The sequence below is a fragment of the Streptomyces sp. NPDC049577 genome (assembly GCF_040675635.1).
Classification (GTDB): Bacteria; Actinomycetota; Actinomycetes; order Streptomycetales; family Streptomycetaceae; genus Streptomyces.
Map to the genome: position 1 here is coordinate 1 of NZ_JBFAPH010000146.1, position 15770 is coordinate 15770.

At 74.2% G+C, this 15770-nt stretch carries 12 protein-coding genes and 4 pseudogenes; 7 read left to right on the plus strand and 9 right to left on the minus strand.

Translation table 11 applies throughout. The features are described 5' to 3' along the window. Nucleotides 1–290 (minus strand): annotated as a pseudogene (locus AB0K09_RS17790) (CDP-alcohol phosphatidyltransferase family protein); the annotation flags it as partial. A gap of 339 nt (nt 291–629) precedes the next feature. Here AB0K09_RS17790 and galE point away from each other — a divergent pair. The 3 genes from galE to idi all read left to right on the plus strand — a co-directional run bounded on the left by galE (nt 630) and on the right by idi (nt 3417). Continuing rightward, nucleotides 630–1616 (plus strand): UDP-glucose 4-epimerase GalE, encoded by a 987-nt coding sequence (gene galE / locus AB0K09_RS17795; protein ID WP_366066310.1) that lies wholly within the window; start codon nt 630–632, stop codon nt 1614–1616. Nucleotides 1617–1761: 145 nt separating this feature from the next. After that, nucleotides 1762–2709 carry a cation diffusion facilitator family transporter gene (locus tag AB0K09_RS17800; RefSeq protein ID WP_366066311.1) on the plus strand — a complete coding sequence of 316 codons (948 nt, stop codon included), beginning with the start codon at nt 1762–1764 and terminating at the stop codon, nt 2707–2709. Between the two features lie 93 nt (nt 2710–2802). Then, nucleotides 2803–3417, plus strand: coding sequence for an isopentenyl-diphosphate Delta-isomerase (gene idi, locus AB0K09_RS17805; protein ID WP_366066312.1), 615 nt, complete (start codon nt 2803–2805; stop codon nt 3415–3417). On the opposite strand, the gene AB0K09_RS17810 is transcribed toward idi, so the two are convergent. Then, nucleotides 3392–3922, minus strand: coding sequence for an ATP-binding protein (locus AB0K09_RS17810; RefSeq protein ID WP_366066313.1), 531 nt, complete (start codon nt 3920–3922; stop codon nt 3392–3394). The two genes, idi and AB0K09_RS17810, sit on opposite strands and share 26 nt — an antisense overlap. A 209-nt stretch (nt 3923–4131) precedes the next feature. Between AB0K09_RS17810 and AB0K09_RS17815 the strand changes: the two are divergent. After that, nucleotides 4132–4881, plus strand: a pseudogene (locus AB0K09_RS17815) (enoyl-CoA hydratase-related protein); the annotation flags it as partial. Between the two features lie 12 nt (nt 4882–4893). Here AB0K09_RS17815 and AB0K09_RS17820 read toward each other — a convergent pair. From AB0K09_RS17820 to AB0K09_RS17840, 5 genes and pseudogenes are all read right to left on the minus strand, one after another. Then, a pseudogene (locus AB0K09_RS17820) lies at nt 4894–5286 on the minus strand (XdhC family protein); the annotation flags it as partial. 11 nt (nt 5287–5297) lie between these two features. Beyond that, complete coding sequence (locus AB0K09_RS17825) at nt 5298–6761, minus strand: NCS2 family permease (protein WP_366066314.1); 1464 nt, start codon at nt 6759–6761, stop codon at nt 5298–5300. 80 nt (nt 6762–6841) lie between these two features. Beyond that, nucleotides 6842–9223, minus strand: a complete 2382-nt coding sequence (pucD, locus tag AB0K09_RS17830) for a xanthine dehydrogenase subunit D (RefSeq protein ID WP_366066315.1) — start codon at nt 9221–9223, stop codon at nt 6842–6844. Nucleotides 9224–9225: 2 nt separating this feature from the next. Continuing rightward, a complete protein-coding gene (locus AB0K09_RS17835) occupies nt 9226–9714 on the minus strand; it encodes a (2Fe-2S)-binding protein (RefSeq protein WP_366066316.1) in 489 nt (162 codons plus the stop codon). Then, the gene (locus AB0K09_RS17840; RefSeq protein WP_366066317.1) at nt 9705–10604 is read right to left on the minus strand and encodes a xanthine dehydrogenase family protein subunit M; all 900 of its coding nucleotides are present in this window, start codon (nt 10602–10604) and stop codon (nt 9705–9707) included. The genes AB0K09_RS17835 and AB0K09_RS17840 overlap by 10 nt, the downstream gene beginning before the upstream one ends. 231 nt (nt 10605–10835) lie before the next feature. Between AB0K09_RS17840 and AB0K09_RS17845 the strand changes: the two genes are divergently transcribed. After that, complete coding sequence (locus AB0K09_RS17845; RefSeq protein WP_366066318.1) at nt 10836–12521, plus strand: PucR family transcriptional regulator ligand-binding domain-containing protein; 1686 nt, start codon at nt 10836–10838, stop codon at nt 12519–12521. 128 nt (nt 12522–12649) lie between these two features. Continuing rightward, the gene (locus tag AB0K09_RS17850) at nt 12650–13399 is read left to right on the plus strand and encodes a hypothetical protein (RefSeq protein WP_366066319.1); all 750 of its coding nucleotides are present in this window, start codon (nt 12650–12652) and stop codon (nt 13397–13399) included. 47 nt (nt 13400–13446) lie between these two features. Here the strand turns inward: AB0K09_RS17850 and AB0K09_RS17855 are convergent, their stop codons facing one another. Next, nucleotides 13447–14217, minus strand: a complete 771-nt coding sequence (locus tag AB0K09_RS17855) for a GntR family transcriptional regulator (RefSeq protein WP_366066320.1) — start codon at nt 14215–14217, stop codon at nt 13447–13449. Between the two features lie 325 nt (nt 14218–14542). On the opposite strand from AB0K09_RS17855, the gene AB0K09_RS17860 reads away from it, so the two are divergent. Next, on the plus strand, nt 14543–15586 hold the full coding sequence (locus AB0K09_RS17860; RefSeq protein ID WP_366066321.1) for a DUF2637 domain-containing protein: 1044 nt from the start codon (nt 14543–14545) through the stop codon (nt 15584–15586). 30 nt (nt 15587–15616) lie between these two features. Here the strand turns inward: AB0K09_RS17860 and AB0K09_RS17865 are convergent. Beyond that, a pseudogene (locus AB0K09_RS17865) lies at nt 15617–15770 on the minus strand (ATP-binding protein); the annotation flags it as partial.

The window sequence follows — 15770 nt, forward strand, 5'->3', positions numbered from 1 at the left end:
GCGGCCAGGGCGCGGGTCAGCGCCGGGCGGGCCACGGGCTGCGCCGCGAGGGCGCCGGGGGCCGCCGCCGCCGGGAAGCGGGGGTCGGTCAGGGCCAGGCGCAGGGCGTGGACGTGGCCGACGAAGCGGGGGTCGACGACGGCGACCCGTTCGGTGACCGGGACCGCGGCTAGCTCCTCGGCCGCCCCGGCAGCGTCGGCTGCGGTGCGCACGTCGAAGCCGAGCGACCGCAGGTCGTCCTCCAGGGAGGAGCCGGCGGGCGGCGTACCGGTGAGGATGGCGGTCGGCAGACGAACTCACTCCTTGGAAGCTGGCCCCTGAAGCTGGTGTGGCCGCCCCGGGCTCCGCGGGACGCGGCGGGCCGGGGGCGCCCCGGCGGTAGCCGGGGAGGGCACGGCCGCGCGGGCCCCGGCTGCGGGGCGGCGGCGCGGCACGTCGGCAGAGGCTATCGGATCACCGGAAGACGCCGTTCATCGCAGGTGCACCCGCGCTTCCCGCCAGGGGAAGGACGCATGGGAGGCCGCCGTGGTTCCCCCGATGGTGGGCCGCGCGGACGTACGGCGCCTTGACGGACAAACCCGGCGGCCGCCTGAGGCGGGCCCCTCCCCCGGCTGGATTAGGGTGCCGTCATGACGTGGCTGATCACAGGCGGTGCGGGTTACATCGGGGCGCACGTGGCGCGGGCGATGACGGAGGCCGGGGAGCGGGTGGCCGTCCTGGACGATCTGTCCAGCGGTGTGGCCGGCCGGCTGCCGGAGGGCGTCCCGCTGGTGCGCGGCTCGGTCGCGGACCGGGAACTGCTCGACCGCGCGTTCGCGGAGCACGGTGTGACCGGAGTGGTGCACCTGGCGGCGAAGAAGCAGGTCGGGGAGTCCGTGGAGCGGCCCCTGCTGTACTACCGCGAGAACGTGCACGGGCTGACCGTGCTGCTGGAGGCGGTCGTGGCCGCCGGGGTCCGCAGCTTCGTCTTCTCCTCCTCCGCGGCCGTCTACGGCATGCCGGACGTGGATCTGGTCACCGAGGACACCCCGTGCGCGCCGATCAACCCCTACGGCGAGACCAAGCTGGCCGGCGAGTGGCTGGTCCGGGCGACGGGCGCGGCGCACGGGATCTCGACCGCGTGCCTGCGCTACTTCAACGTGGCCGGCGCGGCCCGGCCCGAGCTGGCGGACACCGGTGTCTTCAACATCATCCCGATGATGTTCGACCGGATCACCCGGGGCGAGCGGCCGCGGATTTTCGGTGACGACTACGACACCCCCGACGGCACCTGCGTCCGGGACTACATCCACATCGAGGACCTGGCCACCGCCCACCTGGCCGCCGCCCGACGGCTCGGGGAGCGGAGCGGTGCGGGGGACCTCACGCTGAACGTGGGCACCGGGCGCGGGGTGTCGGTGCGCGAGATGGCCGACGTCATCGCCGAGGTGACCGGACGCACCGAGCCGGCCCCCCTGGTGGAGCCGCGCCGTCCGGGTGACCCCGCACGGGTCGTCGCGTCCAACGAGCTGATCACCCGGGAGCTCGGCTGGAGCGCGCGGCACGACCTCCGTTCCATGGTCGTCTCGGCCTGGGAAGGCTGGTGTCTGCACCACCCCGAGGCACGTCTTCGCTGATCACCCGGCCGGAGCATCGTCGCAGGTCAGAGGCAATGACAACGGTGTTCATCGCCGCGTTGCCAAGGCCCCGCACCCGTAGTTCACTGAGGTCTCGGCCGGCGCCCGCCGGCCGTCACGTCGAGCGATTGCGGAGGCGGCATTCATGGGAGCGGGTCACGACCACGGCCACGCGCACGGGGGGCCGCCGCCCGGGACGAACGGCACCGCGGCCGCCGCCTACCGGGGGCGGCTGCGGATGGCGCTGGGCATCACCCTGACGGTCCTGCTGACGTACATCGCCGGCAGCCTGATCACCGGCTCGCTGGCGCTGTTCGCCGAGGCGGGCCACATGGCGACGGACGCCATCGGGGTGTCCATGGCGCTGCTGGCCATCCACTTCGCCGGCCGGCCGGCCTCCAGCCGCCGCACTTTCGGCTACGCCCGGGCGGAGATCCTGGCGGCCCTGCTCAACTGCCTGCTGCTGCTGGGCGTGGGCGGCTTCATCCTCTACGAGGCCGTCGAACGGCTCGCGAACCCGACCGAGGTGCCGGGCGGGCAGACGGTCGTCTTCGGTCTGGTCGGCGTCGTGGCCAACGGGATCTCGCTGGCGCTGCTGATGCGCGGGCAGAAGGAGAGCCTGAACGTCCGCGGGGCGTTCCTGGAGGTCCTCTCGGATGCCCTCGGCTCGCTGGCCGTGGTGATCTCGGCGCTGGTCACCATGGCGACGGGCTGGACGCAGGCCGACCCCGTCGCCTCGCTGCTGATCGGCCTGATGATCGTGCCGCGGACGGTGAAGCTGCTGCGGGAGGCACTGGACGTGCTGCTGGAGGCCGCGCCCCGGAACGTGGACATGACCGAGGTGCGGGCGCACATCCTGGGGCTGCCGGGCGTGGAGGACGTGCACGACCTGCATGTGTGGACGATCACATCGGGCATGCCGGTGCTGTCGGCCCATGTGGTGGTGGATCCCGCCGCGCTGGACTCGGCCGGGCACGAGAAGATGCTCCATGACCTCCAGGGCTGCCTGGGCGAGCACTTCGCCGTGGAGCACTGCACCTTCCAGCTGGAGCCCAGCGGCCACGCCGCGCACGAGGCCGGCCTCTGTCATTGAACTCCGCGTCATCGAACTCTGCGGGATCTGGCGCTGCGCCGGCGGCCGGGTACGGCAGACTTGAAGGTCGACGACCGACAACGAGGATGGTCAATGCCGATCACATCAGCCACGGACCGCTCCACCGACGCCGCAGCGGTCCCCGCCTCCGACGACGCCGCCGCTGAACCGATCATGCTGGAACTGGTCGACGAGAACGGCAGAACCATCGGAACCGCCGAGAAGGTCTCCGCCCACCTCGCGCCGGGCCGGCTGCACCGCGCCTTCTCCGTCTTCCTCTTCGACGACCGCGGCCGGCTGCTGCTGCAGCGCCGGGCGCTGGGGAAGTACCACTCCCCCGGCGTCTGGTCGAACACCTGCTGCGGCCACCCCTACCCCGGTGAGCCGCCGTTCGTCGCCGCCGCCCGCCGTACGGGCGAGGAGCTGGGCCTGGCGCCGGCGCTGCTGCGCGAGGCGGGCACCGTGCGCTACAACCACCCCGACCCGGCCTCGGGTCTGGTCGAGCAGGAGTACAACCACCTCTTCGTCGGTCTCGTCCGGGCGGAGCCGCGGCCGGACCCGGAGGAGATCGCCGACACCGCGTTCGTCACCCCGGCGGAGCTCGACGAGCTGCGCGGGCGCGGCACCTTCTCGGCGTGGTTCATGACGGTGCTGGACGCCGCGCGGCCGGCGATCCGCGAGGTCACCGGGGCCGGCGCGGGCTGGTAGCGGGCAGGCCGGCGGCCGGCGCGGACAGCGCCGGGAGGAGCGGCAGGGCGGCCCAGACCACCTTGCCGCCGCTCGCGGTGTGCTCGACGTCGCACCGGCCGCCGGCCTCGTCCACGATGGCCTGGACCAGGAGCAGACCCCGGCCGCCGGTGCACTCCTCGTCCGCCTGCAGGGGCTTGGGCCGGTAGGGGTGGTCGTCCTCGACGGCCACCCGCACCCAGCCGTCGGCCACACGCACTTCCACGACCACTTCCGGGGAGAGCAGCGCCGCGTGCCGCACGGCGTTGGTGACGAGCTCGGAGACGATCAGCAGCAGCCCGTCCAGCGACTCCTCGCACAGCGGCACCCGCCGACCGCCGATCAGTTCCCGGACGGCGTGCCGGGCGCGGGGCACGGAGCAGTCGAGGGCGGGGGCGGTGAACCGCCAGGTCCCGTCGTGGGCGGCGGGTCCGGGGGGCGTGGGTGTCCGGCCCGGTCCGGGCGGGACGCTCCCGAGCATCTCCATGTCCGATACCAACCCCTCACCGTTCACCCTGAACCGACCGCACATCGTCGAGTGTTGGGAATATGAGGGTCCATACCGGCATCCTGAACGGAAGTCACCGGCTTTCGACGGGTTTTGACCGGGTGCGTATGCCGCCGTCACACCCGCGACTGTTCCTGGCCGGGGCTGCGTCGCCTTGGTCTCGTACGCGGTGTCGATAGCATCCGCGCATGGAGCCCGCACTGCACCTGGACGTCGACGGCGCCACCGCGACCGTGCGCATCGCCCATCCGGCCAAGCGCAACGCCATGACCAACGACATGTGGCGGGCCCTGCCCGGGCTGCTGCGGCGCTGCGCCGCCGATCCCGCCGTGCGGGTGCTCGTGCTGACCGGCGAGGGCGACACGTTCTGCGCCGGTGCGGACATCTCCTCACTGGCCGCCGGCCGCGCCGAGGAGCCGCAGGAACTGGCCGTGGCGGCCGAGGAGGCACTGGCCGCCTTCCCCAAGCCGACCATCGCGGCCGTGCGCGGCTACTGCGTGGGCGGCGGCTGCCAGCTGGCGGCCGCGTGCGACCTGCGCTTCGCGGCCGACGACGCGTCCTTCGGCATCACCCCGGCGCGGCTGGGCGTGGTCTACTCCGCGTCCTCCACGCGGCGGCTGGTCTCGCTCGTCGGGCCGGCGACGGCCAAGTACCTGCTCTTCTCCGCCGAACTGATCGGCGCGGACCGGGCCCTGCGCACCGGGCTGGTCGACGAGGTCCTGGCGCCGGAGGCGCTCGCCGGGCGGGTCGCCGGGTTCGCCGCGGTGCTCGCCTCGCGCTCGCAGCTGACGCAGGTGGCGGCGAAGGAGTTCGCGGCGGCCCAGACGGTGAGCGCGGAGCGGCTGACGTACTGGACCGAGGAGGCGCGGCGCAGCGGCGACATGGCGGAGGGCGCGGCCGCGTTCCTGGAACGGCGGGTGCCGCGCTTCCGGTGGACGCCGGTGGCCGGGCGGGCCGGAGACGACGCGGGCGAGCGCCGCCGTCCTCCCCTGCGCGGTGCCGGCCAGCGCGGCGGCGAGGACGGCGCGTTGGGCGCGGACCGGGGTGACGAGGACGTCGATGACTCCCCCGCACGTCAGCCCGGCGGCGAAGGCGTCCTCGTCGGAGTGGCCGAAGCGTTCCAGCACGCTCTCGCCGCTCTCCAGGGCCTCCCGGCACAGGTCGTACACGGCTCCCTCGACGCAGCCCCCCGACACCGAGCCGACCGCGGTGCCGTCCGCGGCCACGGCGAGCGCGGCGCCCGGCCGGCGGGGTGCGCTGCCGCGTACGGCGACGACGGTGGCGACCGCGAAGTCGCGTCCCTCCTCGCACCAGCGGTGCAGTTCTCCGGCGATGTCCAGCACGGTCCGTCCCCTTACCTGACGCCGAGCCACTGCTCGATCGGGTGGAGTGCGAAGTAGCCCGCGAAGACCGCGGCGAGCAGCCACATGAAGGCGCCGGGCTCGCGCCACCTGCCCTGGCCGCTCCTGATCGCCACATAGGCGATGACGCCGGCGCCGACGCCCGCCGTGATGGAGTAGGTGAACGGCATGAGGACCACGGTGAGGAAGGCGGGGACGGCCACCGCGCGGTCGGTCCAGTCGATGTGGCGGGCGTTGCCCATCATCATGGCGCCGATGACGACGAGGGCGGCCGCGGCCACCTCGCCGGGCACCATGCGGGTGAGCGGGGTGAAGAACAGGCAGGCGGCGAAGAGGAGTCCGGTGACCACGGACGACAGGCCGGTGCGGGCACCCTCGCCGACGCCCGTGGCGGACTCGACGAAGACGGTCTGGCCCGAGGCGCCGGTCAGCCCGCCGATCGCGCCGCCGGCGCCGTCGACGAGGAGCGCGGTGCTCAGTCCGGGCATGCGGCCGCGGTCGTCGGCCAGCCCGGCCTCGGTGCCCACGCCGATGACGGTGGCCATCGCGTCGAAGAACCCGGCGAGCACCAGCGTGAAGACGATCATGCCGACGCTCACCGCGCCGACCGCGCCCCAGCCCCCGAACTCGACATGGCCGAGGAGGGAGAAGTCGGGCATCGACACGGCGCCGCCCGTCAGTTCGGGCGGGCCGTTCTGCCAGGTGCGCGGCCCGAGGTCGCCGGCCGCGGTGACCAGGGCGGCCAGAGCGGTGCCGGCGACGATGCCGATGAGGATCGCGCCGGGGACCTCCCGGGCCTGGAGCACGAAGATGAGCAGCAGCGTGAGGCAGAAGACGAGGACGGGCCAGCCGGTGAGCTCGCCGGCCGGGCCGAGGCTGACCGGGCCGCCGCTCCTGGCGGCGTGCACGAAGCCGGCCTTCACCAGGCCGATGAGGGCGATGAACATGCCGATGCCCATGGTGATGGCGTGCTTGAGCGGCAGCGGGATGGCGTTCATGACCCGCTCGCGCAGCCCGGTGAGGACCAGCAGCACGATCACCGCTCCGTAGACGACGCACATGCCCATCGCCTGCGGCCAGGTCATGTGGGGCACCACCTGGGTGGAGAGCACGCCGGAGACGCCCAGCCCGGCGGCCAGCGCCAGCGGCACCCGCCCGGCCAGGCCCATGAGGAGGGTGCTGACGGCGGCGGCGAGCGCGGTGGCGGTGATCAGGCCCGCGTGGCCGAGGGTGTGGTGCGCGGCGTCGGGGCCGGACAGGATCAGGGGGTTGAGCAGCAGGATGTAGCTCATCGCCATGAAGGTGGTGAGGCCGCCGCGGACCTCCCGTGCGAGCGTCGAGCCCCTGGCGGAGATGTGGAAGTACCGGTCGAGCCGGGACCGCCCGGCGGGCGGGCGCGGGCAGGCGCCCGCATCCTCCGCCGCGGTGCCGGGCCGCCGCGCTGGTGCGTGGGTCATGGTGACTGCTCCCGAGGTGGGCAAGAGCGACCCGGGGGACGGCCCGAGACGGCGAGCGGTACGCGGGCGGGGCGGCCCGGTCAGGTGCCGGTGAGGTGCTCCGGGCGCACGGGCACCCGGTTCAGGGCGAGGCCCGTGGCGTGGCGCACGGCGGCGACGACGGCGGGGGTCGACGAGAGGGTGGGGGCCTCGCCGGCGCCGCGCAGTCCGTAGGGGGCGTGGATGTCGGCGAGTTCGAGGAGGTCGACCGGGATGGCGGGGGTGTCGAGGATGGTGGGGATGAGGTAGTCGGTGAAGGAGGGGTTGCGGACCCGGGCGGTGGCCGGGTCGACGACGATCTCCTCCAGCACGGCGAGGCCGAGGCCCTGGGTGCTGCCGCCCTGGATCTGGCCGACGACGGCGAGGGGGTTCATGGCCCGGCCGACGTCCTGGGCGCAGGCCAGTTCGACGACCTTGACCAGGCCCAGTTCGGTGTCGACCTCCACGACGGCGCGGTGGGCGGCGAAGGAGTACTGGACGTGGCCGAAGCCCTGCCCGGTGCGCACGTCGAACGGTTCGGTGGGGCGGTGCCGCCATTCGACCTCGGCCTCGACGGTCTCGTCGTCGAGGACCTCGGCCAGTGCGGCGAGGACCTCGCCGCCGTCGGTGACCACCTTGCCGTCCTCCAGCAGGAGTTCGGCGGTGGCCCAGGCGGGGTGGTGGGTGCCGAAGCGGGCCCGGCCCCGTGCGAGGACCTGCTCGCGGACGGCTTCGCAGGCCGCCTTGACCGCGCCGCCGGTGACATAGGTCTGCCGGGAGGCGGAGGTGGAGCCGGCCGAGCCGACCCGGGTGTCGGCGGGGTGCAGGCCGACCCGGGCGACGCCGAGCTCGGTGCGGGCTATCTGGGCGTGCACGGTGACCCCGCCCTGGCCGACCTCGGCCATCGCGGTGTGCACGGTGGCGATGGGCTCCCCGGCGACGGCGTGGAGCCGCACCCGGGCGGTGGAGTAGTCGTCGAAGCCCTCGGAGTAGCCGACGTTCTTGATGCCCACCGCGTAGCCCACGCCCCGGACGACGCCCTCGCCGTGGGTGGTGTTGGACAGCCCGCCGGGCAGGGCCCGTACGTCCGGTGTGCCGCCGGCCGTCTCCCACTGGCGCTCGGGCGGCAGGGGGCGGGCCTTGACGCGGCGCAGGAGCTCGGCGACGGGTGCCGGGGAGTCCACGATCTGGCCGGTCGGCATGACCGCGCCCTGTGTCATGGCGTTGCGCTGCCGGAACTCGACGGGATCCAGGCCGAGTTCGGCGGCGACCTTGTCCATCTGCGCCTCGTAGGCGAAGCACGCCTGGACGGCGCCGAAGCCGCGCATCGCCCCGCAGGGCGGGTTGTTGGTGTAGAGGGCGAGGGCCTCGACGTCCACGTCGTCGACGGTGTACGGGCCGACGGCGAGGGAGGCGGCGTTGCCGACGACGGCCGGGGAGGAGGAGGCGTAGGCGCCGCCGTCGAGGACGATGCGGGCCCGGACGTAGAGCAGCCGGCCGTCGCGGGTGGCGCCGTGCTCGTAGGCGAGGGTGGCGGGGTGGCGGTGGACGTGGCCGAAGAAGGACTCGAAGCGGTTGTAGACGATCTTGACGGGTTTGCCGGTGCGCAGGGCGAGGAGGCAGGCGTGGGCCTGCATGGAGAGGTCCTCGCGGCCGCCGAAGGCGCCGCCGACGCCGGAGAGCGTCATGCGGATCTTCTCCTCGGGCAGGCCGAGGACGGGGGCGATCTGGCGCAGGTCGGCGTGGAGCCACTGGGTGGCCATGTACAGGTCGACGCCGCCGTCCTCGGCGGGCACGGCGAGCCCGGACTCGGGGCCGAGGAAGGCCTGGTCCTGCATGCCCACCTCGTAGGTGCCCGAGACGACCACGTCCGCGCGGGCCCGGGCGGCGGCGACGTCGCCGCGGACGACGGGCTGGCGGTGCACGATGTTGGGGTGCGGGACGTGGCGGGCGTGGTCGTCGGTGCGACCGGGGTGGAGGACCGGCGCGTCCGGGGAGAGGGCGGTCGCCTCGTCGGTGACGACGGGCAGGGGCTCGTACGCGACCCGGATCCTGGCTGCGGCGCGGCGGGCGGTCTCGGGGTGGTCGGCGGCCACGAGGGCGACGGGTTCGCCGTGGTACCGCACCACGCCCTCGGCGAGGACGGGGGTGTCCTCGATCTCCAGCCCGTAGCGGGTCGCGGCCGGCAGATCGGCGTGGGTCATGACGGCGTACACGCCCGGCACGGCGAGGGCGGCGGAGACGTCGACGGAGCCGATCCGGGCGTGCGCGTGCGGGCTGCGGAGGGTGAAGCCCCACAGCATGTCCTCGTGCCACAGGTCGGAGGCGTAGGCGAACTCGCCGGTGACCTTGGGCGTGCCGTCGGGGCGGAGGGCGGATTCCCCGATGCCGCCCCTGGTGCCGCTGCCCCGGGTCGCTCCGGTGGGGGTGCGGGTGACGCGCATGGTCAGTTCCTCTTTCCCGTGCGGGCCGCGGCCAGGCGCACGGCGTCGAGGATCTTCTCGTAGCCGGTGCACCGGCACAGATTGCCCGAGAGGGCCTCGCGGATGTCCGCGTCGGAGGGGTCGGGCACGCGTTCCAGCAGGTCGTCGGTGGCGACGAGCAGTCCGGGGGTGCAGAAGCCGCACTGGACGGCGCCGGCGTCGACGAACGCCTGCTGCACGGGGGCGAGCCCGCCGCGTGGTGCGCCGTGGCGCTCCGCGAGGCCCTCGACCGTGTCGACCCGCCGCCCTTCGGCCTGGCCCGCGGCCACCAGGCACGCGCACACCGGCACGTCGTCCAGGCGGACCGTGCAGGAGCCGCATTCGCCCTGCTCGCAGGCGTTCTTCGAGCCCGGCAGGCCCAGGCGCTCGCGCAGCACGTACAGCAGGGACTCGCCCTCCCACACGTCGTCGGCCTGCTGCGGGCGGCCGTTGACCGTGAACGTCACGCGCATCGTGGGTTCCCTTCCCCCGTCGTGTCGCCCCTCGTGTGTTCCTCCCAGACCCAGCCGAGCGTGCGGCGGGCCATGACTCCGACCGCCCGGCGCCGGTAGGCGGCGCTGCCGCGTACGTCGTCGATCGGGTTGCAGGCGCCGGCGGCCAGCTCCGCGAACCGGCCGAGCAGGGACGGTGGCAGGGGGCGGCCCGATTCCCAGTACCCGCCCTCGTCCAGCGCGGCCCGGAGAAAGTCCTCCGCGGCCCGGGCCCGTACGGGCGTGGGCGCGGCCGAGCCGATGCCGGTGCGGACCGTGCGGGTCAGCGGGTGCAGTCCGACGGCGAAGGCGCAGACGGCGATGACCATGGCGTTGCGGGTGCCGACCTTGGAGAACTGCTGGGGGCCGTCGGCCTTGCGGACGCGCACGGCGCGGATCAGCTCGTCGGGGGCGAGGGCGTTGCGCTTGACGCCGGTGTAGAAGTCCTCGACCGGGATGAGCCGGCGGCCGCGCACCGACTCGGCCTCGACCTCGGCGCCCGCCGCGAGCAGCGCGGGGTGGCTGTCCCCGGCCGGGGAGGCGGCGCCGAGGTTGCCGCCGACGCTGCCCCGGTTGCGGATCTGCGGGGAGCCGACGGTGCGGGCGGCGAGCGCGAGGCCGGGCAGCTCCGCGCCCAGGTGCTCGATGATGCGGGCGTAGGGGACGGCGGCACCGAGGCGGATGTGGTCCTCGCCGGTCTCCCAGGTGTGGAGCTCGCGGATGCGGCCGAGATCCAGCAGCCGGTCCGGCCGGCGATGGTCGAAGTTGATCTCGACCATCACGTCCGTGCCGCCCGCGATGGGTACGGCCGAGGGGTGCTCGGCCTTCGCGGCGAGCGCCTCCTCCCAGTCGGCGGGGCGCAGGAAGTCCATGGGAAGTCTCTTTCGATCTCGACGCGGTGGGGGGTCGAGCGAATCGTTCACGCCTTCGGAAAGCGGTGTGTGAGCCAGTACACCGAGGGCGCGACGGCGGGCAGCAGTCACCGAAACCATGAAGCGGTTGGCTGGCCAGGGCACATGTCTTGTAGATTCGAACGAAAGGCGGGGTGTGGAAACCCCACGGCATTCCACTCGTGACAAGAAGACAGATCGGCGGCGACCACGATGCGGCTGCGCGCACTGCTGGAGACCGATGCGCTGGGGCTTCGGCTGCTCGGCGGGGAGGACGAGCTGGACCGCACGGTGCGTGGCGTGATGACCACCGACCTGCGCGATCCGAGCCGCTACCTCTCCGGCGGCGAGCTGGTCCTGACAGGCCTGGCGTGGCGGCGGGAGCCGGCGGACTCCGAGCGGTTCGTCCGGATCCTGGCGGCGGCCGGGGTGGCCGGGCTGGCGGCGGGCGAGGCGGAGATGGCCTCGATCCCCGACGACCTGGTGGTGGCCTGCGGCCGGCACCGGATGCCGCTGTTCTCGGTGGACGAGGACGTGTCGTTCGCCTTCATCACCGAGCACGTGGTGCGGCAGGTCTCCAGCGAGCGCGCCGGCGACCTGGCGGCGGTCGTGGACCGGCACCGCCGGCTGATGACCTCCGGCCCGGCGGGCGGCGGCCCCGAGGTGGTGCTGGACCTGCTCGGCTCCGACCTCGACCTGCGGGCCTGGGTCCTGTCCCCCACCGGCCGGCCCATCGCGGGCTCGTCCCTGGCCGGTGCCGGCCCGGAGCTGCCCGCCGAGGTCAGCGCCGCCCTCGCGGGTGAGCACCTGGCCGCCTCGCGCACCGGCCGGCGCGGCCCGTACCGGGTCACGGCCGGCGGCGGCACGTACTCCCTGTTCCCCGTGCACAGCAGCGGCCGCGCCGCCTCCGCGCGGGACGTCCGCGAGACGGTCCTGTCCGACTGGCTGCTGGTCGTCGAGGCGGACGCGGGCGACTGGTCCGAGGAGCGGCTGGACCTGCTGCACGGTGTGACCCAGCTGATCGCCGTCGAGCGTGACCGGCGCGACGCGGCCCGTACGGTGCGGCGCCGGCTCGCGCAGGAGGTCCTGGAGCTGGTCCAGGCGGGCGCCGCGCCGGCCGAGATCGCCGCGCGGCTGCGGGTGGCCGCGCCCGTCCTGCTGCCCGGTCTGGGTACGGCGCCGCACTGGCAGGTCGTCGTGGCCCGGGTCGAGTGGCAGGGCGGCGACATCCCCGGCGGGCCGGTGGCCCAGGCGCTGCTGGAGGAGGTGCTCGTCGACCCGGACGCCACCGGGCCCGAGCCGTCCGACCGCATCGCCGTCGCCCACACGGGCGATGAGGCGGTGGCGCTGGTGCCGCTGCCGGCCGTGCTCACCGGGGCGGAGGAGCCGGCCCCGGCCTCCGCCGGACTGCACGCCGACTCGCTCCTCGGCGCCGTGCGCGAGCCCCTCGCGCGCGGTCTGGCCGACGACGGCCGGCTGACCTTCGGCGTCAGCGCCGCCGTGCACTCGGCGGAGGGGCTGCGCGGCGCCCTGGAGGAGGCCCGGCACGCCCGCCGCGTCGCGGCCGCCCGCCCTGGCCGCGTCTGCGCCGCCGGCCACCAGGAGCTCGCCTCGCACGTGCTGCTGCTGCCGTTCGTGCCCGACGACGTCCGCCGCGCCTTCACGGCCCGCCTCCTCGACCCGCTGCGGGACTACGACCACCGCCACCGCGCGGAGCTCATCCCCACGCTGGAGGCCTTCCTGGACTGCGACGGCTCCTGGACGCGCTGCGCCACGCGCCTGCATCTGCACGTCAACACGCTGCGGTACCGGGTGGGGCGCATCGAGCAGCTGACGGGCCGCGACCTGTCGCGCCTGGAGGACAAGCTGGACTTCTTCCTGGCGCTGCGGATGAGCTGACCCCGAAGAGCCGGTCCCGTCCCCTCTTGCGTGGCCGCAGTGCCGCGACATGGTTACGGGAAGGGGCGGGGCTGGGCAAGAATCCTCCCGGGACGTTCTGGCTCGACGGCGCGCTTGGGGAGGGCACTGTGCCGGAGTGTGATGATCCGCTCGGGAGAGCCGTGTGGCGGCTGCGTTCGCGAGGCTGCTGGGAGGACGCCGCCGCCCTGCTCGCGCCGCGCGCCGGGACGGAGCCGGGCGCGGCGCTGCGGCGGACGGCGGTGCTGACCGAGCGGTGTGTGTTCACGGCCGACGGGTGGGAGGCCGCCGAGGAGTCGCTACGGGCTGCCGAGGCACTGGCGACGGACGACGAGGAGCGCGGCGCGGCGGCCTGCGAGCGGGGGCACCTGGCCTACGCGTCCACCCTGCTGGGCGTACGCGACCGCGCGGACGAGGCGCGGTCCGCGCTGGGGCGCGCGGCGGCGCTGCTGGGGCCGCACTCGCCGACCCGCCCGCTGCTGGACTTCCGGCGCGGTCTGATCGCGCAGCACCTCTCGGAGAACCCCTCCGACGCGACGGCCGCGTTCCAGCGGGCGCACGCGGGCGCGGCGGCGCACGGGCACCGGTTACTGCTGTCGTTCACCTGGCGGCACGTGGCGGCGATGGCCGAGCACGACGGCAGGCTGGCCGAGGCCCGGCACGGCTTCACGGAGTCCCTGCGCATCCGCGAGGAGCTGGGCTATCTGATCGGCATCGCGCCGGCCCTGGCCTCGCTGGCGGCCGTCCTCCCGGATCCGGTCGAGGCGGCCCGGCTGCGCGAGGAGGCGGGCCGGCTGGTGCGGTTGCTGGGCGGAGTACCGGCGTGGCTGGCGGAGCAGCTCAGACCGGCGGCGGGCTGAGGCTTGTCGCCGTCGCGGCGGAGAGTTCTCCTCCCGCCGGCCCGGCCCTAGGCGAAATGCCTGTTCAGTAGCGTCTCGACCGTGGTGACGTCCCGCGCGGCCAGCGCCGTCACCAGGGCGAGGTGCTCGGCCGCGTCGGCGGCGAGGTCGGCGGGCACCGGGGGGACGCCGGCCGCCGGCCACTGCGCGCGCCGGTGGAGGTCGTCGGCGACCGCCACCAGCCGCCGGTTGCCCGCGAGGCCCAGAAGGGCCCGGTGGAAGGCGCGGTCGGCCTCGGCGTAGGCGGCGCGGTCGCCGTCGGCCGCGACGGCGGCGGTGCGCTCGGCGAGGGGCAGCAGCTCGGCCCAGCGGTGTGCCGGGACCGTCCGGGCCAGCCGCAGCACGGCGGGGACCTCGAGCAGGGCCCGGACCTCGGCGAGCTCGGCGAGATCGCGCGCGGTGCGGGTGAGGACGCGGAAGCCCCGGTTGGGCACGACCTCGACCGCGCCCTCCAGGGCGAGCTGCTGCATCGCCTCGCGCACGGGCGTGGCGGAGACGCCGAGGCGCTCGCCGAGCGCGGGCCCGGAGTAGACCTCGCCCGGCGCGAGCTCGCCGTTCACCAGCGCCCTGCGCAGGGCGTCGAGGACCTGGCCGCGCACGGAGTACCGCTGCGGCATGTGGCGGGCGGGCGGCAGCGCGCCCGCGCGGTCCGGGTACGCGGCGTGGGCGCGCTCGCCGTGGACGTGCTCGCCGTGGACGTGCTCGCCGCGCACCGCCGTGTCCGTCGTCGGGGCGGTGTCGGGCCGGGGTCCGGCGGTGTGGGGTCTGCCCTGCTCCATGGGGGTCCTCCTGGTGTTCAGTCGAACCATAGGCAAACCGTCCGGCAGGTCAAACCCCGATCATGACGGATAAGGCAAGGCTTACCTGTTCAAGCACCCCCGCCATCGATCGGGTGTCAGCACAATGAATCGACCGAGTCATTCGATCGAGTGGTTTGAATAGAACCCAATTCCCCTGACCTCGGCGGCAGTTCGAATTTTTTCGTCGCTCTCCGTATATCCTTGCCGTCCATTGGCGGTCAGTTGCGGGGAAACCCCTTGGCGTCCGGCCGGATTCCGTCAGGATGGCGCGCGAATCACGGTACGGCTATGCAAGGGACGCAAGATGAGAGTGACCGACATACCGCTGAATTGGGCGCTCCCCGGTGCCGTGGCGCTCATCGGGGCAGTGGTTGCGGTGACGGTGTACGCGCGCGGCCGGCATCCCGGTGCCGACGACGCGGCCGGCACGGACTCCTGGGAGCGCAACGAGGAACGCAGGCGCCGCAAGGAAGCGATCTACGGCAGCGCCTCGTACGTCCTCCTCTTCTGCTGCGCCGCGGTCGCCGCCGCCCTGTCCTTCCACGGTCTGGTGGGGTTCGGGCAGCAGAACCTGGGGCTGACCGGCGGCTGGGAGTATCTGGTGCCGTTCGGCCTGGACGGCGCCGCCATGTTCTGTTCGGTGCTGGCGGTGCGCGAGGCGAGCCACGGCGACGCGGCGCTCGGCTCCCGGATGCTGGTGTGGACCTTCGCCAGCGCGGCGGCCTGGTTCAACTGGGTGCACGCCCCGCGGGGCATGAGCCACGCGGGGGCGCCGCAGTTCTTCGCCGGCATGTCGCTGTCGGCGGCGGTCCTGTTCGACCGCGCGCTCAAGCAGACCCGGCGGGCCGCGCTGCGCGAGCAGGGCCTGGTGCCCCGCCCGCTGCCGCAGATTCGCATAGTCCGCTGGCTGCGGGCCCCGCGCGAGACGTTCGGCGCCTGGTCCCTCATGCTGCTGGAGGGCGTGCGGACGCTGGACGAGGCCGTCGAGGAGGTCCGCGAGGACAAGCGGCAACGCGAGCAGCACCGGCGCCAGCGCCGCGAGGCGGGCAGGCTGGAGCGCGCCCGGCTCAAGGCCTACAACCGGCAGCACCGGGTGCTCGGCCGGGTCCGCGGCGGCCGTCAGGTCGAGGTCACGGGCACACCCGTGCCGGCCGCGCCGCAGCCGGCCCAGATCGGCTCGGAGCCCTCCATAGTCGACCCGGGGCAGCTTCCGGTTCGCTCCCGCCCGCTCCAGGCGGTGAGCAGCCCCGGTCCGATCGACCTCACCGCGGAGGACGACACCCAGGCCATCCCGCGGCTTGACTCGCTGGAGGCCAAACTCGCCCAGATCGAGCGACAGTTCGGCTGACGCCCGCGCCCTGGGCCGTCCGGGACCGGCTCAGGGCTCCTGGGCGTCCAGCTCGAACCACACCGCTTTCCCCACCCCGTGCGTCCGCACGCCCCAGCTGTCCGCGAGCTCGTGGACGAGCAGCAGACCTGGCGCTGCGCCGGCGGCCGGGTACGGCAGACTTGAAGGTCGACGACCGACAACG